Below are 26,647 nucleotides of genomic sequence, written 5' to 3'. Positions count from 1 at the left end.
TTGGAAAGAGATGGCTTGGGATTAAAAAATCAGGCTACCTTCTTCTTTACATAGTCTGCAACCGCGTTCTTTTCAGCCTCGTTCAGATGCAGGCCCATTTTGCTGCGGCGCCACAGAACATCTTCCGGTGCGCGGGCCCATTCCTTGCCTATGAGGTAATCAACTTCACGCGTGGTCAAATCGCCACCCAGAAGTTCGCCCATGTCCTGCATGGAGGCAGCCTCACCGATAATCTCATAGGCCCGGCTTCCATAATTGCGCATCAGGCGCCATGCAAGCTGTTCCGGCAGCCAGGGAGCCGCACGACGCAGGCGTGCCAGAGCACCCGCAAAGCCGCCTTCCCCAATATCGCCGCCCGGAAGCACTTCGCTGGCGGTCCAGCTTGCCCCGGCAACGACCGGCAGCACCGGCGCCAGTTTTTCCAGAGCATGCTCCGCCAGCTTGCGGTAGGTGGTGATCTTGCCACCAAAGATGGAGAGCAGCGGGGCGCCGTCTGTGGTGTCCAGATCCAGCACATAATCCCGTGTGACGGCAGACGCGTTGGCGGAGGCATCATCATACAGCGGACGCAGGCCAGCATAGCTCCAGACCACGTCGCTTTCTTTGACCTGCGTCTGGAAATAGCGATTCACGCTTTCACACAGATAGGTCACTTCATCCGGCGCGATGCCGACGGTGCCGGGCGCTTCTTTCCACGGGATATCCGTGGTGCCGATCAGCGTATAATTCTGCTCATACGGGATGGCGAACACGATACGCTTGTCCGGGTTCTGGAAGATATAAGCCTGCGGCCCTTCAAAAACGCGCGGGACAATAATATGACTGCCCTTGACCAGCCGCACGGATTTGGAATTGGGAATTTTTAGGGTTTCAGAGAGCAGTTTGGCAACCCACGGGCCAGCGGCATTCACCAGCGCACGGGCGCGTACCGTGCTGGTCTTGCCGGTGGCACGATCTTCCAGAACGGCTTCCCAGACGCCATTGACCCGGTCCGCCTTGATCAGACGGGTGCGGGTGCGGATCTCAGCGCCACGTTCAGCGGCATCCAGTGCATTCAGCACCACCAGTCGGCTATCCTGCACCCACCCATCTGAATACACGAAGCCTTTGGTGTATTCAGGCTTGAGCGGACGGCCTGAAGAATGTGTGCGGAAATCAACGGCGCGGGACTTGGGCAGCGTCATGTTGGACGCCAGATGATCGTACAGGAACAGCCCGGCCTTAAGCATCCACGCCGGGCGCACCAGTTTGGAATGTGGCAGCACGAAACGCATCGGCCACATAATGTGCGGCGCCATGGCCAGCAGACGCTCACGTTCTGTCAGCGCTTCACGCACCAGACGGAATTCATAATATTCCAGATACCGCAGGCCACCGTGAATCAATTTGGTGCTGGCGGAAGAGGTATAGCTTGCCAGATCATCCTGTTCGACAAGCAGAACCGAAGCCCCGCGTCCAACAGCATCGCGCGCAATACCCGCGCCGTTAACGCCGCCACCAACAATCAGAAGATCATAGGGCTGTGCAGGAGAAGGAGCGGAATCTGACATTTTTTCTTCCAATTACACCAAAACGGGACACTGGCCTTATTCGTATCCGAAAATGTAAGCCAAAAACAATGGCTTTAATGTGACGCAAACCGGCTCAGAAATCCTTTTTTGTTTTCTTTTCCGAAAATTGGCTTTCGTTTGCGATATGCAGACAGACGCCTGCCTCTTTTAGGATGCCGCGGATACCCTCAGGCGGCGCCTGATCTGTATAGAACGCGCTGACTTCGGAAATGTGCCCCACACGGGCCATGGGGCGCCGTCTGAACTTTGTGTGATCAGCCAGCAGAAAGACGGTGCGTGAGTTTCGGATGATGGCCTGTGCTGCGGTGATTTCATCCACATCAAAGTCCAGCAGCGTACCGTCTTCATCAATGCCGCTAATGCCAATGACGCCAAAATCAGCCCGATACTGCTCGATCATGGCCGCAGCAGCCGGGCCGACAATGCCGCCATCCCGCAGCCTGACCGTACCACCCGCAATCACAACATTGCATTCAGGGGCCGGCGTCAGCAGGCTCGCGACGTGAATGTTGTTGGTGATGACGCGCAGGGCCCTGTGCATCCGTAGGGAGCGGGCGAATGCCTCGGTCGTGGTGCCGATATTGATAAACAGAGAGGCTCCATCCGGGATCGCCGCCGCCGCGCGCTCTCCAATGGCCTCTTTCTGTGAGAGATTGAGAATCTGACGATCACAATATGCAATATTTTCTGCAAAAGAGAGCGCACTGGCCCCCCCATGATGCCGCGCCAGAGCCCCTTCCGCCGCCATGCTGTTCACATCGCGCCGGACAGTCTGCACCGTGACATGCAGGGCTTTCGCCAGATCTTCATTCGCCACATAACCCTGCAGCTGCACAAATTGCAGAATACGGGCGCGCCTTTCGTCTACGGAGGCCATTTTATACTCCCTGTGCGGTCTTCAGAACCGCCAGAACGGCTTCCCCATAGCGCTCCAGCTTGGAACGACCAACGCCCTTCACTTCCCCGAGTTCGGCAAGGCTGGTCGGCATGCCCAGCGCAATGTCCCGCAAGGCGGAATCATGGAAGATCACATAAGGCGGAATTTCCTGCTCCCGCGCCTCATCCAGCCGCCAGCTCCGGAGGGCGGCAAATACAGCCTGCTTCTCTTCCGGCAGCTCTGCCTGCGTTTCCGGTGTGCGGGTGCGGCTGGCCGCTTTTTCCAGTTCCTGCGTAGCGTCGGCCCGCAGACTAACAGGTTCTTCCCCGCGCAGAATGGGCCGTGCAACCTCCTGATTGAGAGCAAGGCCGCTATATTGCCCTTCGCTCCGCAAGGCACCGCGCGCAATGAGCTGCCGTCCAACGCCGCGCCAGAACGGCTCGCTCTTATCTTTCCCAATGCCCCAGACAGACAGAGTATCATGATGGTTGCGTTCAACAGCATCCGTCAGCTTGCCACGCAGGACGGCGATGATATGCAGCGCTCCAAATCTCTGACCGGTGCGATAGACAGTGGACAGGAATTTTCTGGCAGCATCCGTGCCATCAAAGGTCACAACGGGATAACGGCAGTTATCGCAATGGCCGCATGGGCTTTCCAGCGTTTCGCCAAAACAATGCAACAAGGCCCGTGTGCGGCAGCCGGTCGTTTCCGTCAGAGCAATCATGGCTTCCAGACGGCTGCGCATAATGCGTTTTTCGCTGTCAGGTGCACTGGACTGGTCCAGCCAGAAGCGGGCGCGAGCCATATCCTCGCCACCATAAAGCAGCACGGTTTCAGACGGCAGGCCATCACGCCCTGCCCGCCCGATCTGCTGATAATAGGCTTCCGGGGAGCAGGGCATGTCGAGGTGAATGACCGCTCGCACATCCGGCCGGTCAATTCCCATCCCGAACGCGACCGTCGCCACAATTACAATCGGCTCGCCTGAGCGGAACCGCAGCAAGGCAGCTCGCTTCTCAATGGCGGAAAGACCGGCATGAAAAGCGAGTGCTGTCCAGCCTTTGTCCCGTAGGGCTGCGGCAATACGCTCAGTTCGGGCACGACTGCCGCAGTAAACAATACAGGCTTCGTCCCTATGCCGTTCAAGAACAGCGGTGAGTTGCCGCATTTCCGAGGCTTTGGGGAGAGCCGCTATATTGAGGTTGGACCGATGGAAGCTGGAAACCAGCACCTCGGCCTGCGGCATATCCAGCGCTGTGAGGATATCTTCCCGCGTGCGTTCGTCGGCTGTCGCAGTAAGCGCAATGCGTGGAACATTGGGAAAATGTTTGGGAAGCGAGGCCAGCGCGCGATATTCCGGGCGGAATTCATGCCCCCACGCAGAAATACAATGGGCTTCGTCAATCGCAATGACGGAAATAGGTTGCCGCGTCAGCCGTTCCAGCGTGCCGGGGGAAAGCAGACGTTCGGGGGATACATACAGCAGGTCAACGCGCCCGGCTGCCAGATCTGAACGGATTTTTGCGGCCTCATCTCCTTCCAGTTCGGAATGGAGTGCGGCGGCGTTAATGCCGAGCTGTCGTAGCCCGGCGACCTGATCATCCATCAGGGCAATCAGGGGAGAAATGACCAGCCCCATGCCGGGGCGGCACAGGGAAGGAACCTGATAACAGACGCTTTTACCGCCACCTGTTGGCATCAGGACAAGGGCGTCCCGGCCTTCCATGACGCACGCGACCGCCTGCCCCTGCAGGCTCCGAAAATCGGGAAAGCCGAAAACGGCGTGTAGAACGTCTTTCGGGCTGGTGCCCACAAACCGGTCACGCCCCCCGGCATCCCGCGGCAGAGCAGGAGCCGGAGGTATCATGTCGGTTTGTATCTCAGTCATCGAAAATCAGGGATTCACCAGTTCAATTTCTACACGACGTGCGCCCACAGTCATGCCTTCGCCATTGGTGGGAGCGCGCGGCGTCTGGCGGATACGGTCTCCGGAGATACCATCATCATGCAGGGTCGCTGCCACGAGTTTGGCGCGCTGAATGGCAATCAGAGCGTCGGCGGAGAGGTCCCCCCCGGCTGCGGCATAGCCTTCAACCTGCACAATACTGCCGGGGTGGCTCTCGGCCTTCCGTGCGGCTTCAGCAATCACGTTTCTGGCTGTGTCATTCAGTTCCACCGACTGATTGGAAAAGAAGACGACATATTTACGCGCGGGCTGGGAGGCGCACGCAGCAAGAATGGAAAGGCCCAGAAGAGGCAGCAGACGACGCATGATGATGATCCCCAACACGATAAAAAGACGCTCAAAGTAATTTTATAAATCTGCCTGTAAAACTTTCGGGAAGCCAACTCTTTTCGCGCTTTGCGACCCGGGAGGCTTCTCCGTCTGCTGCTCAGGCGGCGGCGGCCGTTGCAACCCCGCCGGATAGACGCCAGATCCGATCCAGTGTTTCCACGCCAGTTAGGCGATGTGCAATCAGGATCACGGTGCGACCTTCTGTCACGGTATTAAGCGTGCGCAGGAAGTCCTGCTCCGTTTGTGCATCAAGGCCGGTAGCCGGTTCATCCAGAATCAGAATGGGAGCTTGCGTCAGGAGGGTGCGGGCCAGTGCGATACGCCGCCCCTGCCCGCCAGACAGTTTGATGCCCCCTTCACCCAGCCAGGTATCCAGTCCGTCCGGCAGGGTTTTGACGACGTCCGCAACGGCTGCGTCTTCCAGCGCTTTCCACAAATCATCTTCCGTGGCGTCCGGGCGGCCAAGCAGCAGGTTGGCGCGAATGCTGTCATCAAACAGATGCGTGGCCTGAGAGAGCCACGCCATGCGCCGGCGAAGAGAGTCCGCCTTAATGTGGGAAATTTCTTCTCCGCCGAGCGTGATGCTTCCGGCTTCCGGCACTGCGGCTTTAAGAAGCAGTGCGGCAAGGCTCGATTTCCCAACGCCTGAAGGACCAAGAATGGCGATCCGTGCGCCTGCCGGGATATCCAGCGTCAGTCCATCAAACACCAACGGACGATCTGGAGCCCAGCGGAATTTTACGCCTTCCAGATGAATATGCGTGTCTTCCGGCGCATCGGTCTGCGTCGCGAGTTGTGTGGCGTTAGGTGTGCTGACGGCAACTTCTACTACGCGCCGCGCCGCAGCCCCCATCACACCGGCCTGCAAACCAGCCCGTGTCAGCGCCCCAGCACTTTCAAAAGCAGCAACGGTCAGGAACAGAATGCCAACCGCAGCCAGTGCAGAAATATGAAGGGAAAACGCTCCGGCAGCAGCGAGCAGAACCAGAAAGATTGCAGCCTGCCCACAAAGAAAAGCAGAGGCATTGGCATACGCCGCCCGACGCGCCAGCCGCATCTGGCCAGCAAGCAGGGCAGCATCATCTGCCTGAACATGGGAGAGAATGCGTCCTTCTGCTCCAAAAGCACGGATTTCCCGCAAGCCGCCCACCAGATCAAGCACACCAATGCGCAACGCTGCGAGGTTTTTTCCCAGACGCTCCCCTTCCGCCCGACCAGATTTGGCAATCAGGTAAGGCACGAGGAACGCAGAGCAGGCAAACAGCACACCGACGAGTATGCCCAGAACGACACTCTGCCGCCCAAGCTGAATCACCAGAATGGGCAGCGTCAGGCATGCGCAGGCAAACGGCACCAGAATACGCAGATACAGCCCATCCAGTGTGCCGATGTCAGACACAAGGCGGGAGAGCATGTCGCCCGCGCGCCGGAACCCCAGCCCGGCAGCAGCACCCTGCGCCAGAGAATGGAAAAACCAGACACGTAGATCAGCCAGCGCACGGAACATGGCATCATGCGCAAAAAGCCGCTCGGCATACCGCAGAATAACGCGCCCACCACCAACCCAGCGCAACAGCGCGGTCGTGATAACCACTTCCCCCAGCACGCTGCTGGCCAGCCGAAGCCCGGAAGCCTGCATAAGCACCAGCCCAAGGCAAAGGGCGACCAGCGCCAGCATGACGCCAATAATCAGCCGGGGCGCCTGACGATGCCAGAGGCTCAGAATACGTAAAATGGCCTGGCGGTCCGTCAAAGCCGGGGTGCTGCCGTCTGTCTGGTCTGAAATTTTCATCTCACGCGGCTCCCTGCCGTGCCACAACGCGGCCCATCTGGAGGTCCACACGCCGTCCGTTAAACATATGTACGGCTGCGGAATGGGTAGCGAGAACAACCGTCCGGCGTAGCGCCAGACGTTGCAGGCTTTCAAAAACGCTTTTTTCGGTAGCTGGGTCCAGATGCGCGGTTGGTTCATCCAGCAACAGGATGGGGGCGTTTTTCAGGTAAGCGCGAGCAATGGCAATGCGCTGGGCCTGACCACCAGAAAGACCAAAGCCCCCTTCCCCAATCCGTGTTTCCAATCCATCCGGCAGAGACGGTAAAAACTGGTCCACAGCAGCCGCTTTCACCGCAGCCATCAGGTCTGCCTCATCCGCATCCGGGCGGGCAAACAGAATGTTGTCTTTCAGCGTTCCGGCGAACAGAACGGGCTTCTGGCCAATCCATGAGATCATGCGGGACAGGGAATCCGGAACAATACTGTCCAGCGGTGCCCCGTTGAATCGCACACTCCCGCTATCCGGCTGAATGAAGCCAAGCAGCAGTTCCATAATGGTTGATTTACCAGAACCGGAAGGCCCTGCCAGAATCAGGGTTTCCCCCGCAGGAACGGTAAAGCTGACATGGTCCAGCGCAGGCCCACGGGCGGGGTCCCACGTAAAACAGACATCTTCCAGAGACACCATGACGCCGGAGGCATTCACGGTGCGCGCGCCGTCTGGTGATGGCCGCGGCAGAGCCTCAGGCAGATCCAGAATGGCCGTGGCGGCCCCCTGAGCATGCGCGCGATCCTGATAGGCCAGAGCCAGTCCCCGCAGGGGGGCGAAAAATTCGGGAATAACCAGCAGGACGAACAATCCACTGGTGAGCGTATACGCCAGAGCCGGAGAAACTCCGCCAGACAGCAGCGCCATGGCCTGCTTGCCGTCCATAATGGCGATTAGCACCAGTGCTATGACCATGGCGCAATCAATAGAAGCAGAAGACAGAAATGCAACGCGCAGAATTTTCATGGTGCGCTGCCGCAGTTCTTCGGCGGCCTGCCCCAATCGTTCCGTTTCATCATCGGCGCGGCCTGCCAGCACAATGGTGGCAATCCCTTTCACGCGGTCCAGAAAACGGGCCTGCAGACGGGTCATCGCCAAAAATTGATTGCGGGATGCTACGGCGGCGCCAATGCCAAACAGAGCCTGCCCAAATGGCACAGCTGCGCCGCACAGGCCAAGCACCAAAGCAGCATGTGGCTGAATGAAGGCTACGGGCAGTAAAATCAGCAGGGGTGCAGCAATCCACAGAACTGAAGCAGGCACCCAGCGGCCAAAAAAGCCGTCCAGAGCTTCCACCCGATCGACCGCAATTGTTGCCAGCTCGCCACTATGGGTTTTGCGGAGCAATGCCGGACCGCCGGTCAGGATGGAGGCCAGCACCTCCCCGCGCAGCCTGCGTCGGGCATCAATCCCAGCCTTGGCAGATGCTGTATCGCTCAATGCCATAATAAGGGCACGAAGGAGCGCTAACCCCGCAAAAGCCAAAATGGGCCACAAGACAAGGGTTTGTGCGCCACCACCCGAGACAAGGCCGACGAGGGCATGCCCGAGAACAGTTGCTACACACCACGCCTGCCCAACACCCAGTAGACTGGACAGTAGCCCGAAAACTACAACCGGTCGCGCTGCCTGACGCCCCAGACGCGACTGTGTCCGCGTCCAGCCACGTATCGCTGCTTTGTCACCACTCATAAACTAGGCATTTATACCGGACAGCGAAGGACGCAAACACCTAAGGACGCCGCTCCCTACTGCGGGCAGAGCATAACGCCTATGCCCCGGCGTATGAGTGGCAGGTCTTTTATGCATCAAAAGACACTTTTTTCACTCGCTGATCAGCGGAAATACAAATTTATAGACAGTCCCATTTTCCCCGTTTCGGAAAAGTTGGGCATTGAGCTGCCGGGCAAAGCCGCGGATCAGTTTTCGGCCAATACCGTGTCGTTCGCCAGGTGTGTCGTCATCAAAGCTGCACCCGATTCCATCATCTGCAATCGTCAGGGTGACAATCTGATCTACCAGACGCAGTGCGACGGAGATGGTGCCGTGTCGCCCATCAGGGAAAGCGTATTTGATAGAGTTGGTGACAATTTCGGTCATAATCAGCGCCAGAGGCACGGCCTGATCGGGGTTCATCCGGAAGTCATCAGATTCAACCTTGAGCGTAATCCGCCCGGTCTCCCCCTCCCCCGCAACATGCAAAGTCTGCTCGCACAACTCGCGCAGGAAGCTGGCCATATCCAGACTATCCAGTCGGTCTTCCGCATAAAGCGTTTTGTGCAGAGTGGCCAAAGCCCGCACCCGGTCTCGCGCAAGCGCAAACTCTGCCCGGACCTCAGGGTGAGAGATCCGGCTGGCCTGCAAATTCAGCAGCGAGGCCACAATCTGAAGATTATTTTTCACCCGATGGTGAATTTCACGCATCAGAAGCTCCTGATGCGCCATCGCCTTGTTCAGCCGCGCCTCGTGCCGACTCAGTCTGCGCGTGGCACGGGTAAAGGCTTGCCCGAGACGTTGAAGTTCCAACGGCATAGCGCGGGTAATGCGAGCATCAAAAACCCCTTCCATTTGCCATTTTTGCACAGAATAAGTCAGGCGGCGCAGCGGCCAGACAAGAACAATGTTGGCAGCCAGAGTCACGCCAATCAGGCCCGCCACCAGAAGAATCATTAGCGCCGAGATTTCCAGCACCATCGTGCGCAGCGCATCGGCTTCTCGCGGAGTTCTCTGGGTGGCCACCAGAATATCGGCCCCACCGGCAATAGCTCCCAGTGCATAGCCTCCTTCAGCCGTTGGCATGGAGACCACCGAGCCCTCGCTCGCCTCCAGCCTTTGCTGTAACTGATGCACCACCGCCTCTGCCGGGGGCACCCAACGACAGTCTGTACAGACGGAAGACAGCGTTCCATCCTGATTGATCAGCCAGGCCTGGAGGGGATTGCTCTCATCAGAAAACGCCTGCCAGCCGGCACTATTGGCCAGATAGGCCGCTTTTCTGGAAAGTTGCAGGATGCCGACCAGATAGCCGCGTGTTTCCGGAATGGAGAGGAAAATCGCCGGAACTGTAATCCGCAGAAAAGTCCCTTTAGAGTCCAGATTTCCATCTTCCTGCACGGCTTCCAGCAAGGTTCCCTGGAAGGAAGGCGCGGGGTCTGTAACACCGATATTCTGACACTCGCTCCCCGGCGGTGAGATCGTCTGGATAACCTGTCCATCACTATCCAGAATACCAAGGAAACAGTAGCGCTGCCCGCTCATGGTCTCAGCCAAGCGCAGGGCATGGCCAATCTGCTCCGGGGTCAGCCCCATCCCGCCAATAGTTTCCAGCGCACTCCGCAGGCGATCTGTATCGTGCCGGAACTGCAGGTCCAGCCGGGCAATGGCTGTGGCAGCACGTTGAGCGCTGCCAACCATCAGTTCATTATAATTATGGAGGGCCAGAACGGTGCTGATTGCCAGAACGGGAATACCCGAAAGGCAGATCAGCAACCGCATCCGCGCGCTGGTGGTTGCGAAAATATGGCCCAATCCGGATAGCAGGGAGAGAAGGACATAGCGCACCGAGCGCCATTGCCGCTTCCCCTTCCTCTGCTGATCAGGATTATTCTCCGCGATCTTCTTCAATGAGCTTCAGCAATTTTTCAGGGATAGGCTCGTTCGCCACGTCGTCAAAAAGCTGATGCAGTCCTCGTTTTAACCAGAGATCAAAAGCCTGATCAGACGTTGTCTCTGGTTTTTTTCGTGGCTTTTTATCCATCGTCTTGCCCATCTGGCGGCATTGCTGCACCCGGCCTGATGGAAAGGTCACATCGTCCGCGTAAATCGTCATCTGACATGCCCAAGCCGGCTCAGTCTCTTCCTGCTTCTTCGGTGGGCTTTCAGGCCCACACAGTTCTCTTATCAAACAGCCTTAGAAGCGTTCTGGCTGTCCTGCTGGCTGAGCTTGCGGCGGAGAGCCGCTGCCTGTGCTTTCAGCCGTTCATTCCCAACATGCTCTTCACCCGTCATCCAGGCTTCAAGCTGTCGTCTTGCACGGAATACACGACTTTTGGCGGTACCAACAGCACACCCAGCAATATCAGCAAGTTCCTGATAGCTCATTCCTTCCAGCACACCCAGCACCAAAGCTTCCCGCTGGTCGTCTGGCAGACGTGCAAGGGCTGCATCAAGGTCTTTCAGGACAATCCGGTCTTCATGCGGGGCATTGGTCGCCAGGAAGGAGGCGGGCATATCATCAATGTCAGTCGTGTCGCGCTTCTTACGCAGATCAGAGATAAAGCGGTTACGCAGAATGCGATGCATCCAGGCTGCAAAATTTGTGCCCGGTGCAAAACTGTTCTGGGCAGAAAGCGCATTGCAAACGGCGTCCTGCACCAGATCTTCCGCTGCCGCGCGATTGCGGGTGAGAGCGAGAGCCTGAACGCGCAGTTTAGGGAGAATGCCGATAACCTGATCGTGGAATGAAACTGTCATGATCTTTTTCTCCGCCTTTTGCATTGTCTTGCTAGATGAATGAATGGCGGCGAGGAAAGGTTACACGGTTTTTCAAAAAAAATTTCTGAGAGCTCCCTCTCATGCAGACGGCTCATTCTCTCCGTCCGGATTTTCCAGCAAGGTTTGCAGCTGTGTCCGGGCGCGTGAGACCCGGGTTTTCATGGTGCCAACCGTTACACCGCAGACCATGGCGGCATCCTCATACGTCATTTCCTGCGCGCCAATCAGCACCAGTGCTTCCCTCAGGAGGGGGGAAAGCTGCCACAGAAAATGGTCCAGCTCCCGGATGGTTTCCCGCTCCTGCAAGGAGGAACGGCTTTGCGTCACTCTGTCAGGGCTGGCGGCGTAATCGCTCAGGACTTCTCTCTCCCGGTTGCGATGCCGGGTCTGCTCCAGAAAAAAATTTCGCAAGATGGAAAAAAGCCACGCTTTAAGGTTGGTGCCCGGCGCAAACTGTTCGGACTTGCTGAGAGCCCGCAAAACAGTTTCCTGTACCAGATCATCCGCCAAAGCGGCGTCTCTTGCCAGAAAACGGGAAAATGCGCGCAGCGACGGAACTAACGCTAACAGCTCTGTGCGAGAGAACGATGTAGTGGCAACATTGTCAGAATGTTGTCGATCCCGAATCAGAACACTTCCCCTTTTCTGCAAACGATGACACATGTCGTCGTTACGGTCGTGCTTAATCTAAGCCCTACTCCACGCGAAGGAGCCTTGTCATGCCAGAGTCGCTGCGCAGCGCTTTAATTCAGGCGTTACCCTACGGCAGGCGCTATGCCCGCGCACTGACAGGGAGCCAGCCCCGAGGAGATCTTCTTGTGGCGGAAAGTCTGCGGACACTCACTACGAGCCGCCCAACAGATGATCTGCCCTCTCTTTGCAGGCTTTATCAGGCCATTTCCAGACATTTTGCGACGCAGCCAGAGAATGATGGTCCGGAGCATGGTCTGTCCATCGTGCAGCGCCAGCTGCTTCTGCTGACGACGCTGGAAGAAGTCTCGCTGGACATGGCCGCCCGAATTCTGGGGCTTTCCACCCAGGAAGCGTCTGAAGATCTTGAAACAGCCCACGCCTACCTCAAGACCGGTATTCAGACATCCGTCCTGATTATTGAGGACGAACCGATTATCGCCATGGATATTGAAGATCTTGTGCTGCAATGCGGGCATAAAATCGCAGGGGTTGCCCACACACAGACCGACGCCATTCGTCTGGCGCAGGAAACCCGGCCCGGCCTGATTTTGGCAGATATTAATCTCGGCGCTGGAGGTGATGGCATGCGCGCCGTGGCGGAAATTACCAAAAGCCATTCCGCTCCGGTCATTTACGTTACCGCCTATCCTGAGCGCCTGCTAACAGGCGAAACGTCCGAGCCCAGCTTTGTTATCACCAAGCCATTTGAACCGCTGACACTGGCTGTCGCCACGTATCAGGCTGTTAGTAATTGGGCTGTGGCTCATTCAACAGGGACCGTTTCATAAGATAGCCTCTTGCGTCCGCAGGCGCTCTGCCACAGAAACAGGGAATGGCTCCCCCTCTCCTTCTCCTTCAGGACATTACTCTCACGCTTGGCGGAAATCCTCTGCTTGATAAGGCAGGTTTTTCTGTTTCAGCGGGTGAGAGGCTTTGTCTGGTCGGCCGCAATGGTTCCGGCAAATCCACACTCCTGAAAATTGCGGCAGGCGTCATTCAACCTGACTCCGGCACGCTGTTCCTGCAGCCCGGCGCAACCCTGCGCTATCTGCCGCAGGAACCTGACCTGTCCGGTTACGCCACAACAGCCGATTACGTGCTGGCACAAATTACTGACCCAGCCTCGGAATGGCGGGCTGCGGCCATGCTGGACGCACTGGGTCTGACCGGAAAGGAAAACCCGGCCAACGTATCCGGCGGTGAAGCCCGGCGCTGTGCGATTGCCGGCGCGCTGGCCTCTGCCCCCGATATTCTGCTGCTGGATGAGCCCACCAACCATCTGGACATGCCCACCATTGAATGGCTGGAGCGCGAACTTCTCAGCCTGAACTGCGCCATGGTCATCATCAGCCATGATAGGCGGTTGCTCTCCACCCTCTCCCGTTCGGTTGTCTGGCTGGATCGCGGTATGACCCGACGCCTGGATCAGGGGTTCAGCCGATTTGAAGCCTGGCGCGAAGAAGTGCTGGAGCAGGAAGAGCGCGACGCGCACAAGCTGGACCGGCAGATTGCGCGGGAAGAAGACTGGATGCGGTATGGCGTAACAGCCCGCCGCAAACGGAATGTGCGCCGGGTGGGTGAACTGGCGGCTCTTCGGGCGGCCCGCTGTGATGCTGTTCGCGCACAAGGCACAGTGACCCTAAACGTTCAAAGTGCGTCCACATCCAGCCGTCTGGTTGCTATAGCGGAAAATATTAGCAAATCGTGGGGCGAGCGCTGCGTTGTTCGCAATCTGGATTTGCGCGTGCTGCGTGGAGACCGACTGGCGATTGTCGGGGCTAATGGTGCCGGTAAAACAACCTTGCTGCGGCTTCTTGTCGGGCAGGATCAGCCTGATAGCGGCACGATTACTCTGGGTCCATCACTTTCCATGGTCACGCTGGACCAGCAGCGCCGCACGCTGGACCCGGATAAAACCCTTACCGATACGCTGACGGGCGGCGGCGGTGACATGGTGCAGGTTGGCACCGAAAAGCGCCACGTTATTGGCTATATGAAGGACTTTCTCTTCAAACCCGAGCAGGCACGCACACCTGTGGGCGTTCTTTCTGGTGGGGAAAGAGGTCGCCTGATGCTGGCCTGCGCGCTGGCCCAGTCCTCCAACCTGCTGGTGCTGGACGAACCGACGAACGATCTGGATCTGGAAACTCTCGACCTGCTGCAAGACATGCTGGCCGCTTATGATGGCACTGTCCTGCTGGTAAGCCATGATCGTGATTTTCTGGACCGTGTTGCAACCTCTGTTCTGACCACAGAGAGCGATGGTATCTGGACGGATTACGCCGGTGGATACAGTGACATGCTGGTTCAGAAAAAAGGCGGAGTAGAAGAAGAGATTGCGTCCGAAAAACCTGTTGTTCGCTCAGTTCCGTCTTCCAAAGAGACATCCGGCGTATCCCGCGCTCCAGCTAAAAAGCTGAGCTACAAGGACCAGTTTGCGCTGGATAATCTACCAAAGGAAATGGAAAAGCTGGAGCGGGATGCAGAAGCCCTGCGCACCAAGCTGGCAGATGCGGGCCTGTATAGCCGCGACCCGAAACTCTTCCAGAAATACAGTGCCGACCTTGAGAAGATTGAAGCGAAACTCGCTGAATCTGAAGAAAAATGGCTTGATCTGGAGATGAAGCGGGAAAGTCTGGCTGCCGGGGAAAATTAATTACGTTTCCCCGCTTGCCAAGCCTCTGCTGCTCGGCTAATAGGATCTCCACAAACCGGGTGCGTAGCTCAGCGGTAGAGCATCGCCTTCACACGGCGGGGGTCACAGGTTCAATCCCTGTCGCACCCACCACGATAAACTGCAGTTTTTTGCAGGTCTTGCGTGGTTTCCGGTTGCTTCCGAAAAATACATTGGTCCGATTTGGTACAGAGTGTTGGCCTTTGGCACGAGTAAATCCGTGCCAGGCGCCCACGGCTTTTTAGCTATACTAGTATCTAGAGCGCCCACAAATCGAAGGACCAAGCTTCCATTTATTTTCCACGCCGGACCGTTTGCGAAGGTGCTTATAATCCTTGGCGGTGTGGCGGCTGCTACGCTGTCTTTGCGGCCTGCTTTCGGGTCTGTGGCGCTATAGAGTTCCGCAGTCAGCTCTGTATATTCTGTAATGGTTTCGGCCCGGTGCAACGCATACAGCGCCTCAGCCTAACGATACCTCTTCGGCTGCGGATGTCTCTTCTGCTTTTCAATGTTAAATTTCCATTATCTCGTCTTGGGTATTCCATTTTTTTCTAGTCGCAAGTTTTGTCTGCCCACCCTATAAACTAGCAGCCAAGAATATAGTGCAACGCTCATATTCTTCTCACTCTTGCCAATTCATGCGACGCTTTTTGTAAGCAGGGTGAATTTTCCTGTGCAATCTGCTTTCTTCACAAACGTGAAAACAAAAGGTGTCATAATGAAGCTGTATTACGCGCCAGGCGCATGTTCGCTTGCGGCCCATATCATGCTGAACGAGACGGGCTTGCCGCATGAACTTGTGCAGGTGAACCTAAAAGAGAAGAAAACGGCCGATGGTCGGGACTACACAGCCATCAACCCTCGTGGAGCAGTTCCGGCTCTCGAAGTTTCACCGGGCGTTATTCTGACGCAAAATGTTGCCGTCCTGACCTATATTGGTCAGCAATCTGACAACAAGGCTTTCCACCCCACTCCAGACACCATCGAATTTTACCGTCTGCTTGAGGCAGTGGGCTTCTGTGAGGATGTGCATAGCGCTATTGGTGCGCTCTTCGCGCCGGATGTGCCTGACGTCACGCGGGAGAAGCTGCTGCTCCTCATCAAACGGCGTCTAACGCAGGTCGAAGCGCAACTGGCAAGCGGCACAAATAGCTATCTGCTCCCTGTCGGGTTCACGCAGGCTGATGCCCTTATGGCCGTTATCCTGAACTGGACCGGACCGCTTAAAATAGACATTTCCGCTTACCCCAAAGCCGTGGCGTTGCGAGATAGCGTTTTTGGCCGGCCAGCAGCCCAGAAAGCCCTGAAAGAAGAAGGGTTGATCTGAAAAATTTCAGATCATTTAGACAAAAAAATACGGATCAGACAGAACAGTCTGATCCGTATTAGCGTTCTTATGCCTTAGCTTTTCAGTGCGCAGGAACTGCCGCCACTTCCGGGTTCAGGCGGTAGCCACCCCCTTCTGTAATCAGCAGCGTTGCATTGGCCGGATCGGGTTCGATTTTCTGGCGCAGGCGATAGATGTGCGTTTCCAGCGTATGCGTGGTGACTGCAGCATTGTAGCCCCAGACCTCATTCAGCAGCACCTGGCGCGGCACCGGGCGTGTGCCGGCGCGGTAGAGGAACTTCAGAATGGCCGTTTCTTTTTCCGTCAGACGGATACGGCGGTTCTTCAGCGGTTCCTGAAGCAGCTTGGCAGACGGGCGGAATGTGTATGGCCCGATGCTGAACACTGCGTCTTCACTGTTTTCAAACAGACGCATCTGAGCGCGCAGGCGGGCGAGCAGTTCTGCAATCCGGAAAGGCTTGGCTACGTAATCATTGGCGCCAGCATCCAGTCCGCGCACAATATCCGCTTCATCGTCTGAACCCGTCAGCATGATGATAGGCATGCGCAGACCGTCTTTCCGCAGCTCAGCACAGAAGTCACGTCCATCGCCATCGGGCAGACTGACATCCAGCAGAAGTGCATCAAACCGGCTATCCGGCGCCTTCAGTTTTTCGCGCGCCTCAGCCAGAGACGCTGCTTCCTGAACGGTGAATTCTCCCTCAAGCTGCAGTTGCTCAACAAGGGTCTGGCGAAGTATCCGGTCGTCATCAACAACCAATATTGGACGTGCACCCGTCATTGGGTTTTCATCTCCTCAGTGTCAGCCTTCTGGTCGGGCTGTCTCGTCTGTTCGTCTTCTCATAAACTTGTCACGATTCCGCTCAGACCTCTAGTGTGAGCGTGCTATGCGACCTTCATGAAAAATCTGCGAACGGGCAATCTTTGACTATGATGATACACCTCTTGTCCGCTTCATACAGCGGTTCTGACGCACAACTGCATTGCGGACACAAAGTCATGAGCGCCGTAATTGGAAAGAATGGTCTGACAGAGCAAAAGCAGGAGGGCGATCACGCCACCCCCATTGGTATTTTCGCTCTCAGAAAAGTGTATTACCGGGAAGATCGGCTGTTAAAGCCGAAAACAATACTTCCGGTTGAACCCCTTAGCCCCCAAGATGGGTGGTGTGATGACCCACAAAGTCCTGATTACAATCGCTTTGTCAGGCTCCCTCACCCGGCCCGGCATGAGCAGTTATGGCGTGAAGATCGCGTTTATGATCTCATAGTCGTGATGGGATACAACGATAATCCCGCCGTCTCAGGGCGCGGTTCGGCCATTTTTATGCATTTGCAACGTCCAGATCGCACCCCGACTGAAGGCTGTCTTGCCCTCAGCGAATCAGATTTACGCACCGTTCTGGCTGCCGGAGCGGATGCCGTGCAGGTCCACGCTCCGGGCTAAAGAAGGCTAACCGGCCTTCTCTTCCGGCTCCTCGTGTATGGGCGGAACCAGAGCGATGACGCATTGACCAACTTCAGGCGGAGACAGGGCTTCATCTTCTTCCGAGACAATCGTCATCGAAACCCCCTTCTGCAACACGAGGACCACCAGAAGGTTGCTGCTTTCCTGCAGGAGAGTTTCCTGATTGTCCGCTGTGACCTCAACGCTTCTAAACTGCCAGCCTTCCCGAATGAGTGTGTCCAGAAGCGTGAAATTCCACGAAGGTTCCCCCAGCACCTTGCCACGAGCATCCCGGCTCAAGCCCCGATACAAGTCCAGACGCGCAATACCCGGACTGACCTGATAGACGCGCTGACGGCCAAAATGGGGGGCAAGATGGGCGCAGACCAGTCCATTATAAATAGCGTCAGGTGTTGCCGCGATCAGATAATCACCGGGACGCTCTTCCAGACTTTCCGCCCCTTCTTCTGATAGCACTTCTGCTCTCAGCACAGGAACGCCAGCCTTTTCAGCCCTCTGCAGATCCTGCCGGGAATTATCGACCAGCAGAACAGGAGCCCCTGCCCGATGGACGGCGATGGCGAGACCGGTTGACCAGTCATTCGCCCCCACAATCGCCAGAGCCTGTTCATCCGACAAGGTCAGCTTCAGTTTACGACCAAGCGGACGCAGGGAGAAACCATGCAGGATCATGGTGGAGGCAATCACGGCGAACACGGCGGGCATGACCAGATCGGCCCCCGGATACCCGGCATCCTGCAACCGCAGCCCGGCAATCCCGGCTACAGCAGCCGCAACAATTCCGCGTGGAGCAATCCAGCCTACAAAAATACGTTCTGCCCAGCTCAGGCTGGACCCCATGGTGGCAAGGAAAATACCCAGCGGCCGCACCAGAAACAGAACGGCTAGTGTCAGCGCACCAATGGACCATGAGAGGTTGGAGAGCTGTGTCCGCTGGAGGTCTGCCGTCAGCAGTACAAACAGCACCGAGACAATCAGAACAACCAGAGATTCTTTCATCCGCTGGATTTCGGCCATGCCCGGAATACGTAGATTAACCAGCGCCATGCCGAAGACTGTGGAGGCAATCAGCCCGGCCCCATCCATTGTAAGGGTGCCGAGGGCAAAAAGGACAAGTGCAATGGTGATCAGGATAGAGCTTTTCAGCACTTCCGGCATCAGGTCCCGCACCAGAAGCCAGCGCACGCCCATTGCCGCCCCAATACCCAGTGCGATGGTCAGCCCGGCACTGGCCAGCATATGCGGCAGAATGAAGCCGAAGAAGGTGCCGGACCCCTCACCCGGGCGCATCAGCAGCACTTCCAGCACCAGCGTTGCCAGAATAGCCCCGACCGGATCATTCACAATGGCTTCCCATCGTAGAAAAGCCGCTATTTTAGGCTGGAGCTTGGCACTGCGCAGCAAGGGCAGAACAACTGTTGGCCCGGTGACGACAATTATGGAGCCAAACAGAAACGCCGGGCCCCAGCCCATCCCGCCAATATAATGGGCCGCCAAACTGCCCAGAATGAGATTGAGCGGGAGAGCTACGAGGGTGAGGCGCAGAACCCCTTCCCCGGCTTCTTTCAGTTGCCTGAAGTCCAGTATCAGGCCGCCCTCAAACACGATCAGAGCAACGGCAAGCGAGACCAGGGGATGAAAGGCCGCCCCCATCATCTCAGACGGATGCAGAATTTCCAGTACAGGCCCATAAAGCAGGCCAAGACTAAACAGCAGCACAATGGCTGGCAGGCGGAAGCGCCATGCCGTCCACTGCGCAAGCATGCTGCCGCCCAGAACACAAAAGAGGAAGATCAGTACACTTTCACTCATGGGTATCCATCTTAATAAACCCTGCTTCACGCCTGTGCGTGACACAACGGCAATGAATTATGCACAGGCCTAATAAGTTAGATACTCAATTTTTTGTCGAGCAGATCTACTCTTAAAGCTCTGTTGTCTCAGCGCCCTGTTCCGACTTGCGCTCTAACACGGCAGCAAAAAAACCATCGGTTTCATTCTGATACGGCGTCAGTGAAAACATGGACGTGCCGCGCAAGGATTCAGGCAGCGCCGTGCTATCTGACGGCACAAGCTGGAAATCCGGATGGCGTTTCAGGAAGGCTTCCACCTGACTGGCATTTTCTGCCCGCAACACGGAACAGGTCGCATAAACCATCCGACCGCCCGGTTTGACGAGAGATGAGGCTCTGTCCAGAATTTCGGCCTGCTTGACCAGCAATTCTTCCAGATCCTGTTCCGTCATCCGCAACCGGGCATCAGGATTGCGCCGCCATGTGCCTGTGCCACTGCATGGTGCATCGACCAGCACGCGGTCAAACGACTTCGCGCGACGCTTGGCCCATTTGTCCCCGGTTTTCAGCAGGTGACGTTCTACATTATGCACACCGGCGCGACGCAGGCGGCGCACCGCGCCATCCAGACGGACTTCAGACACATCGCACGCAGCAATATGTCCTTTGTTTTCCATCATCATGGCCATAGCCAGCGTCTTGCCACCGGCCCCGGCGCAATAATCCAGAACGCGCATTTCCGGGGTCACCCCCATGATGGCGGCAACCAGCTGGCTGCCTTCGTCCTGAATTTCGATCCGACCATCCTTGAAGGGCGTGGTGGACGTAACAGGCAGACGCCCGTTCAATCGCAGGCCCCAGGGAGAAAGCGGTGTTAAGATAGCATGTAGCCCTTCACGCCCCAGCGCATTTTGCGCATCTCGCCGGTTTGTGCGGAGGATGTTAACGCGCAGATCCAGCGTTGCAGGCTCAGAAAGGGCTGCCAGTTCGGCATCCAGCTTATCGCCAAACGTTTCTTCCAGACGCGGCAAAAGCCAGTCTGGCAATTCCAGCCGAACCGCACGCGGCATATCCGCGTTATCCAGCGTGCCGCCAGCCAGAGCGGATACAACATCCTGCTCTGCATAGGTCAGCGCACCCGGAGCAAAGCGGCCCTCAGCAAAGAGGTCTGCAATTTCCCGCGCAGGCCAGCCCTTGAGCACAAGGTTGGCGGCGGCAAGAGTGCGCGGGGTAATATCGGCCCCGCACTTGGTCAGCCACCAGCCGAGCCGACGCCAGGCCCGCATGATTTCCCAGACCATGCCGGAAACTGCCCGACGGTCTCCCCCACCGATATAACGCCGTTCACGAAAAAAGCTGTTGGCAACGGCGTCAGCCGGTTTTCTGGGAGCAGCCTCCATAGCTGTCAGAAGATCAATAGAGGCACCCAGCCGAGCAGAAGGAGTCATAGGTAAGGTTCAGTCCCGACGATAGTTAGGGGCTTCACGCGTGATGGACACGTCATGAACATGGCTTTCACGCAGACCCGCACCAGTAATGCGACGGAAACGCGCATTCTGCTGAAGGTCTTTGAGTTCCGGAGACCCGGTATAGCCCATACCGGCTTTCAGGCCACCCACCAGCTGGTGGATAACGGCAGCCATCCCGCCTTTATAAGCAACGCGGCCTTCAATCCCCTCCGGCACCAGCTTCAGAGAGTCCCGCACTTCCTGCTGGAAGTAACGGTCTGCCGAGCCACGCGCCATGGCGCCAAGGCTGCCCATGCCGCGGTAGGATTTGTAGGAACGGCCCTGATACAGGAACACTTCACCCGGAGCTTCTTCCGTGCCTGCCAGCAGAGAGCCCACCATCACGACATTAGCGCCAGCGCCAATCGCCTTTACAATGTCACCCGATGTGCGGATGCCACCATCTGCAATGCAGGGAATGTTCAGCTCACGGCAGGCAACAGACGTTTCCAGCACAGCGGAGAACTGCGGCACGCCCACACCGGCCACGATACGTGTGGTGCAGATGGACCCCGGACCAATGCCGATTTTCACGCAGTCAGCGCCGGATGCAACCAGTGCCTGTGCGGCTTCCGGCGTGGCCACGTTACCGGCAACAATCTGAATGTTGCTATCAAGCGCTTTCAGGCGTTCGACAGCCCGCAGCACGCCAGAGGAATGCCCGTGGGCGGTATCCACCACCAGCACGTCCACCCCGGCTTCCACCAGCAGTTTTGCACGGTTAAACCCGTCATCACCCACACCGGTCGCCGCGGCGCAGCGCAGGCGGCCAAGACTGTCCTTGATAGCCAGCGGGTAAGCAACGGCTTTATCCATGTCCTTGACGGTGATGATCCCGACGCAACGGTCGGCCTCATCCACCACCAGCAGCTTTTCAATGCGGTGTTTGTGCAGGAGCTGGCGGGCTGTATCCGGGTCTGCCCCGTCACGCACCGTTACCAGTCCGTCATGCGTCATCAGCTCGGAAACGCGCTGGTTGGGGTCAACCGCAAAGCGCACGTCACGGTTGGTGATGATGCCGATCAGCTTTTGCGTGCCCGGCTCAACCACCGGCAGACCGCTGATGCCGTTGCGCTGCATGATTTCGCGCACCTCAGCCAGCGTCTGATCCGGGCCGACGGTTACAGGATTAACCACCATGCCCGATTCGAAGCGCTTGACGCGGCGAACATGCTCAGCCTGTTCTTCCGGCGTCAGGTTCTTGTGAATTACGCCAAGGCCGCCCTGCTGCGCCATGGCGATGGCCATCTGATCTTCCGTCACCGTGTCCATGGCGGCAGAAACCAGCGGAATATTGAGCTCAATGGAGCGTGTCAGACGTGTGCGAACGGACGTCTGGTTGGGGACAACCTCAGAAGCAGCGGGAACGACGAGAACGTCATCAAACGCCAAGGCTTCGGTAACACGGCTGTAGGGAGAAGAAGTCATACAACGGGAACCCTTGACCAGATTGCGATTGGGGGCACCCGACAGCAGAGTATCGCCGCAGGTCACCGACCATTGGCGCTTCCTCTTATGGTCTTGCCCGCTTAAAGGCAAGAGAAGAGACACAAAATTGACAGCTTTTTAAAATTGCTTCGGCTTCAGCGTTCCGGTTTTTAACGCCCTGCGGAACGCTTCCAGCGTGGCATCACTCACAAAATGCTCCATGCCCTCGGCATCCAGACGGGCTGTGACGGCATCCACCCCAAGGGCAAGCAGAAACTCTTCCACCAGCTGATGCCGCGCCCGGACAGTTTCCGCCAGCGCAACGCCAGTCTCAGTCAAAAATACGCCGCGATAGGGTTTGCGGGTGACAAACCCCTCCGCTTCCAGACGGACCAGCATTTTGGCGACTGTCGGCTGAGAGACCCCGAGCCGGTCAGCAATATCGACCTGCCGGGCCTCCTGCCCTTCTGTCAGCAGGTCATCAATCAGTTCGACATAGTCCTCAATCAGAACATTGCGTCGTGCCTCCCGTGCATGCCGAAAGCCCTCACTCTGGCTTTCAACATCCGGCATGACGGGCTGGCGTTCTTTCACCTGAGGATCTCCGCGTAACAGCATGGTGAGGGAGCTATAGCGAATTCGGTCCCTCAGCAAAAGCATCTTCACGCCGAGGTGGTTTGGGTTCTGGCGCGCCACAAAAACGCAAAGACTTTACCTTATAACCTATTGCATATTTCTGGAATCCGTTTGTAATGTTCGAAATCACTTTTCGATAAAGCCCTTCATCGCATGCCCGTATCTCCCGCCTCACACCTCCGTACAGCCCTGAGTTCTGTTTTTTCTGCACAGGAGAGCAGGCTAAGTCTGCCCGAAGCACACGCCTCCATTGCGGTGCCGGAAGGTGCGTCCAGACTGCGGCGCTTTCTGGCGTTTGTGGGGCCGGGTTACATGGTGTCCGTCGGCTATATGGATCCTGGCAACTGGGCGACCGACCTGGCCGGTGGGGCGCAGTTTGGCTTTACGCTGCTGTCCGTCATCATGCTGTCCAACCTGATGGCCATTTTGCTGCAATCCCTCGCCGCCCGATTGGGGATTGCGACAGGGCATGATCTTGCGCAGGCTTGCCGGGCTTATTTTCCGCGGAATGTGAACATTCTGCTCTGGCTGGCTTGTGAGGTTGCGATTATCGCATGCGATCTGGCCGAAGTGATTGGGACCGCCATAGCGCTTCAACTGCTCTTCGGCATGCCGCTCCTGCTGGGAGCTTGTCTTTCTGCGCTCGATGCCATTGTGCTGTTGCTGTTGATGCGTCTGGGTTTCCGGTGGCTGGAGGCATTTGTCATGGCGTTGCTCAGCCTGATTGCCGTGTGTTTTGCGTTCCAGATTGCTGCCGCCGCTCCGCCAGTTGCGGCCATTATGAAGGGCTTCATCCCCTCCCCGGTTATTCTGACCAACCCACAAATGCTCTATGTCGCCATCGGCATCGTCGGCGCTACGGTCATGCCGCACAATCTCTATCTGCACTCCGCACTGGTGCAGACCCGTACCTATGCTCGGACATCTGCTGGCAGGCGGGAAGCTATTCGCTGGGCCACGCTGGACAGCACCATCGCCCTGATGCTCGCTCTGTTTGTGAACGCAGGCATCCTGATTGTTGCGGCTGCGGCCTTCCATACTACCGGACATCAGGATGTTGCGGAGATTGATCAGGCTTACAAGCTGATCTCCCCCCTTCTCGGACTTGGTATTGCATCTACGCTATTTGCCGTAGCCCTTCTGGCGGCGGGCACCAATTCGACCGTGACCGGCACGCTGGCCGGGCAGATTGTCATGGAAGGGTTTCTGCACCTCCGCATGGCGCCGTGGGCACGACGGTTGCTGACGCGTGGACTGGCTATTCTGCCGGTTATTCTGGTCACGCTGTTATGGGGCTCTAAAGGGACCGGAGATCTGCTGGTATTCAGTCAGATCGTCCTCTCCATGCAGCTTCCCTTTGCGGTAATCCCGCTCGTCTGGTTTGTGTCGGATCGCCAGAAAATGGGGGAGTTTGCGCTCTCTCGCCCTGCCTCGTTTCTTTCATGGGGTGTGGCAGGTCTGATCCTGATCCTGAATTTCAAACTACTTTATGACACGGTGTGCGGGTAACGCGCTCCCTCTTCTTTCTGTCTGCTTCCTTCTGACTTTTTGCCTGCGAAAGAGACGCACAAGGTGCTTCAGTTTAGCTCTCAATATAGCAAATGCTATGATAAAATGGATCTTGTTAGTTATAACGCAAACGGTAAATCATGTCCGATTTTGCCGCGTGCCGTAAAATCAGTCCCCTATGCTGCGCTGGCGTTATGGTGCGCACTTCCGGTTGCGCAGAGCTATGCGGAAACCCTGCCCGCTCTCCACGTCGGGCATAGTAAAACATCGGAGCATCTGAAAGCTGGCACCCCTCCTCCCGGCGTTCTGCCTGTGTCAGAGCAGCATAAAACGGCACAGGCCAAGCATACGCAGCAGCAAAGGATGGATGTCGCGACAGGTAAAACAGAAGCTGTCACAGTCCATGCAGCGTTCAATTCTGCACGCGCGCGCATTGCGCCGAATCTGGGGGCCGTCGCCTATCGTATGGGGCAGGCGCAGATTAATACGACACCGGGGGGAGAGAACGCAGCCTTTAATCAGGTGCTGCTCCGCATGCCCGGCGTGGTGATGGATTCATTTGGGGAAGAGCATGTTCGGGGCGAGCATGGCGGTCTGACCTACCGGATTAACGGCGTTCTGTTGCCGGAGGGTCTGAACGGGTTTGGGCAGGAGCTGGATACCCGGATTATTGACTCTGTCACACTAATGACCGGCACCCTGCCCGCTCAGTTCGGCTTTCGGACTGCGGGAATTGTGGATGTTACGGCCAAATCAGGCAGTTCTCTGAAGAACCGGGAAATCTCTCTGTATGGCGGTAGCTATAACAGCTTCAACCCGTCTTTTCAGGTTGGCGGCAGCAAGGGGCAATGGGAGTATTTCGTCTCAGGGTCATTCAACCGGAATAACATTGGGATTGAAAACCCTACCCCGGCTTTTCGCGCCACACATGATGTGACTGAGCAGGGAAAAGCCTTTGGCTACGCGTCCTACCATTTTGATGACACAAGCCGCCTCAGTCTGCTAACCAGCGTTTCCGATGCAAATTTTGAAATCCCCAATGCAGCCGGCCTTCCCAAGCTATACGCCATTCAGAATGTAGCCGATGTGCACTCTCAGGACGTGAATGACCGGCAGAATGAACAGAATTACTATGTCGTTCTCTCTTACCAGAAAACCGGGAACAGGCTGAATTACCAGATCTCTCCCTATTTCCGTTACGGCGGCATTCATTACACGCCGGACCCGGTGCGGGATATGGTGTTTCAGGGCGTGGCGGAAAAGGAAAACAATACCTTCACCACAGGCGGCCTTCAGTTTGATGCCTCTTATGAAGCCCTCAAGACGCACACCATCCGTTTTGGCGTGCTGGGCCAATATACGTCTGAAAAATTGTGGACGCGCACGGATGTCCTGCCGGTTGATGAGGCTGGCTTCCAGACCTCCTCGCATCCCACATCCATTCAGGATAATAGCGGCAACTGGGCCGCAGAGGCTGGCGCTTATCTTCAGGATGAATGGAAACTTCTGAAAGGCGTGACACTTAATTATGGCGTGCGTTATGACCGGTTTGAAGCCTCTTTCGACCATGAAGGACAAGCCAGTCCCCGCGCTAATCTGGTCTGGGAGGTTGACCGGTCCACCACCGTGCATTTTGGCTATTCACGCTACTTCGCGCCACCCACAGCCCAGTATATTGGCCAGTCCACTCTGCTGAAATTTGCGGGCACCACCAATTCCCCGGAAAATTTCAACGCGACAGCCACGAAGGTCGAGCGGTCAAATTATTTCGATATTGGTCTGTCTCATCGTTTTGCGCAGGGGCTCTCCATCACAGTAGACGGCTTTTACAAACAGGCCAGAAATCTTGGAGACCTCGGGCAGTTTGGGCGTGCGGTTATTCTCACCCCCTTCAGCTACAGAACAGGCAAGGTTTACGGCGCGGAATTTGGGGGAAATTACCATTACAAAGGCTTGACGGTTTTCGGAAATTTTTCCTTTGTGAATACTGCGGCCAAAGACGTGAACTCCGCGCAGTATCAGTTTCCGGCTGATGAGCTGGCCTATATCAGGACCCACGCCATCAAGCTGGACCATGAAGGCGAATTTACATCCAGCGCAGGCGCCTCTTATGGCTGGACAGGCAACAAAGCCTATGTGGACTTCCTGTATGGCTATGGTCTGCGCTCAGGCTTTGCCAATACTGAAAAGCAGCCCAGCTATCACATCATCAATATCGGGTATGAGCACACCTTCAAAAACATCCGCCCCCTCAAAGGGCTGAAACTGCGCGTGGATGTCATGAACCTGTTTGATGAACGCTACCAGATCCGGAATGGCAGTGGTCTGGGGGTTTTTATGTCGCAATACGGGCAAAGACGGGCTGGATACCTGACTGCTGTGATCCAGTTCTGATCCCACTCAGCGCCGGGGGATGACGTTCCAAGCGCTTGATAATGAGGCTATTTTATTCACCAGACAAAATTTGTTCTGCAAATGTCCCTTACATTTTGTCCCGTCAGGCCCCATAACAACGCCAGAGATTTTT

Annotated in this window: 21 protein-coding genes and 1 tRNA gene; 7 read left to right on the top strand and 15 right to left on the bottom strand. The window is 56.7% G+C overall.

The window, feature by feature from the left end:
- Positions 1–29: 29 nt before the first annotated feature.
- The 10 genes from glpD to AD928_RS09365 all read right to left on the bottom strand — a co-directional run bounded on the left by glpD (position 30) and on the right by AD928_RS09365 (position 11,634).
- On the bottom strand, positions 30–1,550 hold the full coding sequence (glpD, locus tag AD928_RS09410; RefSeq protein ID WP_062140370.1) for a glycerol-3-phosphate dehydrogenase: 1,521 nt from the start codon (positions 1,548–1,550) through the stop codon (positions 30–32).
- A gap of 94 nt (positions 1,551–1,644) precedes the next feature.
- Positions 1,645–2,448, bottom strand: coding sequence for a DeoR/GlpR family DNA-binding transcription regulator (locus AD928_RS09405; RefSeq protein WP_062250051.1), 804 nt, complete (start codon positions 2,446–2,448; stop codon positions 1,645–1,647).
- Between the two features lies 1 nt (position 2,449).
- A complete protein-coding gene (recQ, locus tag AD928_RS09400) occupies positions 2,450–4,318 on the bottom strand; it encodes a DNA helicase RecQ (RefSeq protein ID WP_082779845.1) in 1,869 nt (622 codons plus the stop codon).
- 27 nt (positions 4,319–4,345) lie between these two features.
- Entirely contained in the window at positions 4,346–4,723 is a 378-nt protein-coding gene (locus AD928_RS09395) for an OmpA family protein (RefSeq protein WP_062140476.1), read from the bottom strand.
- Positions 4,724–4,844: 121 nt separating this feature from the next.
- Positions 4,845–6,539, bottom strand: a complete 1,695-nt coding sequence (gene cydC, locus AD928_RS09390) for a thiol reductant ABC exporter subunit CydC (protein ID WP_062250049.1) — start codon at positions 6,537–6,539, stop codon at positions 4,845–4,847.
- 1 nt (position 6,540) lies between these two features.
- Positions 6,541–8,262, bottom strand: coding sequence for a thiol reductant ABC exporter subunit CydD (gene cydD / locus AD928_RS09385; protein WP_062140376.1), 1,722 nt, complete (start codon positions 8,260–8,262; stop codon positions 6,541–6,543).
- 132 nt (positions 8,263–8,394) lie between these two features.
- Positions 8,395–10,065, bottom strand: coding sequence for a sensor histidine kinase (locus AD928_RS09380; RefSeq protein WP_062250086.1), 1,671 nt, complete (start codon positions 10,063–10,065; stop codon positions 8,395–8,397).
- A gap of 106 nt (positions 10,066–10,171) precedes the next feature.
- Positions 10,172–10,327 (bottom strand): NepR family anti-sigma factor, encoded by a 156-nt coding sequence (locus AD928_RS09375; protein WP_233420032.1) that lies wholly within the window; start codon positions 10,325–10,327, stop codon positions 10,172–10,174.
- A 143-nt stretch (positions 10,328–10,470) separates the two neighbouring features.
- Positions 10,471–11,043, bottom strand: a complete 573-nt coding sequence (locus AD928_RS09370; protein WP_062140479.1) for a sigma-70 family RNA polymerase sigma factor — start codon at positions 11,041–11,043, stop codon at positions 10,471–10,473.
- A 99-nt stretch (positions 11,044–11,142) separates the two neighbouring features.
- Positions 11,143–11,634 carry a sigma-70 family RNA polymerase sigma factor gene (locus AD928_RS09365; RefSeq protein ID WP_373320592.1) on the bottom strand — a complete coding sequence of 164 codons (492 nt, stop codon included), beginning with the start codon at positions 11,632–11,634 and terminating at the stop codon, positions 11,143–11,145.
- Positions 11,635–11,783: 149 nt separating this feature from the next.
- Between AD928_RS09365 and AD928_RS09360 the strand changes: the two genes are divergently transcribed.
- From AD928_RS09360 to AD928_RS09345, 4 genes are all read left to right on the top strand, one after another.
- The gene (locus tag AD928_RS09360; protein WP_062250044.1) at positions 11,784–12,545 is read left to right on the top strand and encodes a response regulator; all 762 of its coding nucleotides are present in this window, start codon (positions 11,784–11,786) and stop codon (positions 12,543–12,545) included.
- A gap of 44 nt (positions 12,546–12,589) precedes the next feature.
- Complete coding sequence (locus AD928_RS09355; RefSeq protein WP_062250041.1) at positions 12,590–14,413, top strand: ABC-F family ATP-binding cassette domain-containing protein; 1,824 nt, start codon at positions 12,590–12,592, stop codon at positions 14,411–14,413.
- Positions 14,414–14,470: 57 nt separating this feature from the next.
- Positions 14,471–14,545 (top strand) — tRNA-Val (locus tag AD928_RS09350).
- 604 nt (positions 14,546–15,149) lie between these two features.
- The gene (locus tag AD928_RS09345; RefSeq protein WP_062250039.1) at positions 15,150–15,758 is read left to right on the top strand and encodes a glutathione S-transferase N-terminal domain-containing protein; all 609 of its coding nucleotides are present in this window, start codon (positions 15,150–15,152) and stop codon (positions 15,756–15,758) included.
- A gap of 82 nt (positions 15,759–15,840) precedes the next feature.
- On the opposite strand, the gene AD928_RS09340 is transcribed toward AD928_RS09345, so the two are convergent.
- On the bottom strand, positions 15,841–16,560 hold the full coding sequence (locus tag AD928_RS09340; protein ID WP_062140383.1) for a response regulator transcription factor: 720 nt from the start codon (positions 16,558–16,560) through the stop codon (positions 15,841–15,843).
- Positions 16,561–16,709: 149 nt separating this feature from the next.
- Between AD928_RS09340 and AD928_RS09335 the strand changes: the two genes are divergently transcribed.
- The gene (locus tag AD928_RS09335) at positions 16,710–17,225 is read left to right on the top strand and encodes a L,D-transpeptidase family protein (RefSeq protein ID WP_156470169.1); all 516 of its coding nucleotides are present in this window, start codon (positions 16,710–16,712) and stop codon (positions 17,223–17,225) included.
- 6 nt (positions 17,226–17,231) lie between these two features.
- Here AD928_RS09335 and AD928_RS09330 read toward each other — a convergent pair whose 3' ends face one another.
- The 4 genes from AD928_RS09330 to mntR form a co-directional block, all read right to left on the bottom strand.
- Positions 17,232–19,058, bottom strand: a complete 1,827-nt coding sequence (locus AD928_RS09330; protein ID WP_062250037.1) for a cation:proton antiporter — start codon at positions 19,056–19,058, stop codon at positions 17,232–17,234.
- Positions 19,059–19,170: 112 nt separating this feature from the next.
- Complete coding sequence (locus tag AD928_RS09325; RefSeq protein WP_062250035.1) at positions 19,171–20,487, bottom strand: RsmB/NOP family class I SAM-dependent RNA methyltransferase; 1,317 nt, start codon at positions 20,485–20,487, stop codon at positions 19,171–19,173.
- A 9-nt stretch (positions 20,488–20,496) separates the two neighbouring features.
- Positions 20,497–21,975 (bottom strand): IMP dehydrogenase, encoded by a 1,479-nt coding sequence (guaB, locus tag AD928_RS09320; protein ID WP_062140389.1) that lies wholly within the window; start codon positions 21,973–21,975, stop codon positions 20,497–20,499.
- Positions 21,976–22,113: 138 nt separating this feature from the next.
- The gene (gene mntR, locus AD928_RS09315; protein WP_062250033.1) at positions 22,114–22,593 is read right to left on the bottom strand and encodes a manganese-binding transcriptional regulator MntR; all 480 of its coding nucleotides are present in this window, start codon (positions 22,591–22,593) and stop codon (positions 22,114–22,116) included.
- Positions 22,594–22,764: 171 nt separating this feature from the next.
- On the opposite strand from mntR, the gene AD928_RS09310 reads away from it, so the two are divergent.
- Together AD928_RS09310 and AD928_RS09305 are read left to right on the top strand one after the other, a co-directional pair.
- Positions 22,765–24,120 (top strand): Nramp family divalent metal transporter, encoded by a 1,356-nt coding sequence (locus tag AD928_RS09310; RefSeq protein ID WP_082779843.1) that lies wholly within the window; start codon positions 22,765–22,767, stop codon positions 24,118–24,120.
- 105 nt (positions 24,121–24,225) lie between these two features.
- Positions 24,226–26,514 (top strand): TonB-dependent receptor, encoded by a 2,289-nt coding sequence (locus tag AD928_RS09305; protein ID WP_156470168.1) that lies wholly within the window; start codon positions 24,226–24,228, stop codon positions 26,512–26,514.
- Positions 26,515–26,647 lie beyond the last annotated feature (133 nt).

This window comes from Acetobacter cerevisiae (genome assembly GCF_001580535.1).
GTDB classification, from domain to species: Bacteria; Pseudomonadota; Alphaproteobacteria; order Acetobacterales; family Acetobacteraceae; genus Acetobacter; species Acetobacter cerevisiae.
The sequence above is the reverse complement of the archived record's forward strand: the minus strand, read 5'-3'. Positions and strand labels throughout refer to the sequence as shown.

Bases quoted from the DNA above. Each gene is read 5' to 3' on its own strand.
- cydD (WP_062140376.1), bottom strand. From the start codon at position 8,262: ATGAGTGGTGACAAAGCAGCGATACGTGGCTGGACGCGGACACAGTCG.
- AD928_RS09305 (WP_156470168.1), top strand. From the start codon at position 24,226: ATGGATCTTGTTAGTTATAACGCAAACGGTAAATCATGTCCGATTTTG.
- AD928_RS09395 (WP_062140476.1), bottom strand. From the start codon at position 4,723: ATGCGTCGTCTGCTGCCTCTTCTGGGCCTTTCCATTCTTGCTGCGTGC.
- AD928_RS09380 (WP_062250086.1), bottom strand. From the start codon at position 10,065: ATGCGGTTGCTGATCTGCCTTTCGGGTATTCCCGTTCTGGCAATCAGC.
- AD928_RS09325 (WP_062250035.1), bottom strand. From the start codon at position 20,487: ATGACTCCTTCTGCTCGGCTGGGTGCCTCTATTGATCTTCTGACAGCT.
- AD928_RS09310 (WP_082779843.1), top strand. From the start codon at position 22,765: ATGCCCGTATCTCCCGCCTCACACCTCCGTACAGCCCTGAGTTCTGTT.
- cydC (WP_062250049.1), bottom strand. From the start codon at position 6,539: ATGAAAATTTCAGACCAGACAGACGGCAGCACCCCGGCTTTGACGGAC.
- AD928_RS09340 (WP_062140383.1), bottom strand. From the start codon at position 16,560: ATGACGGGTGCACGTCCAATATTGGTTGTTGATGACGACCGGATACTT.
- guaB (WP_062140389.1), bottom strand. From the start codon at position 21,975: ATGACTTCTTCTCCCTACAGCCGTGTTACCGAAGCCTTGGCGTTTGAT.
- mntR (WP_062250033.1), bottom strand. From the start codon at position 22,593: ATGCTGTTACGCGGAGATCCTCAGGTGAAAGAACGCCAGCCCGTCATG.
- glpD (WP_062140370.1), bottom strand. From the start codon at position 1,550: ATGTCAGATTCCGCTCCTTCTCCTGCACAGCCCTATGATCTTCTGATT.
- AD928_RS09345 (WP_062250039.1), top strand. From the start codon at position 15,150: ATGAAGCTGTATTACGCGCCAGGCGCATGTTCGCTTGCGGCCCATATC.
- AD928_RS09355 (WP_062250041.1), top strand. From the start codon at position 12,590: ATGGCTCCCCCTCTCCTTCTCCTTCAGGACATTACTCTCACGCTTGGC.
- AD928_RS09360 (WP_062250044.1), top strand. From the start codon at position 11,784: ATGCCAGAGTCGCTGCGCAGCGCTTTAATTCAGGCGTTACCCTACGGC.
- AD928_RS09330 (WP_062250037.1), bottom strand. From the start codon at position 19,058: ATGAGTGAAAGTGTACTGATCTTCCTCTTTTGTGTTCTGGGCGGCAGC.
- recQ (WP_082779845.1), bottom strand. From the start codon at position 4,318: ATGATACCTCCGGCTCCTGCTCTGCCGCGGGATGCCGGGGGGCGTGAC.
- AD928_RS09405 (WP_062250051.1), bottom strand. From the start codon at position 2,448: ATGGCCTCCGTAGACGAAAGGCGCGCCCGTATTCTGCAATTTGTGCAG.
- AD928_RS09375 (WP_233420032.1), bottom strand. From the start codon at position 10,327: ATGGATAAAAAGCCACGAAAAAAACCAGAGACAACGTCTGATCAGGCT.
- AD928_RS09335 (WP_156470169.1), top strand. From the start codon at position 16,710: ATGATGATACACCTCTTGTCCGCTTCATACAGCGGTTCTGACGCACAA.
- AD928_RS09370 (WP_062140479.1), bottom strand. From the start codon at position 11,043: ATGACAGTTTCATTCCACGATCAGGTTATCGGCATTCTCCCTAAACTG.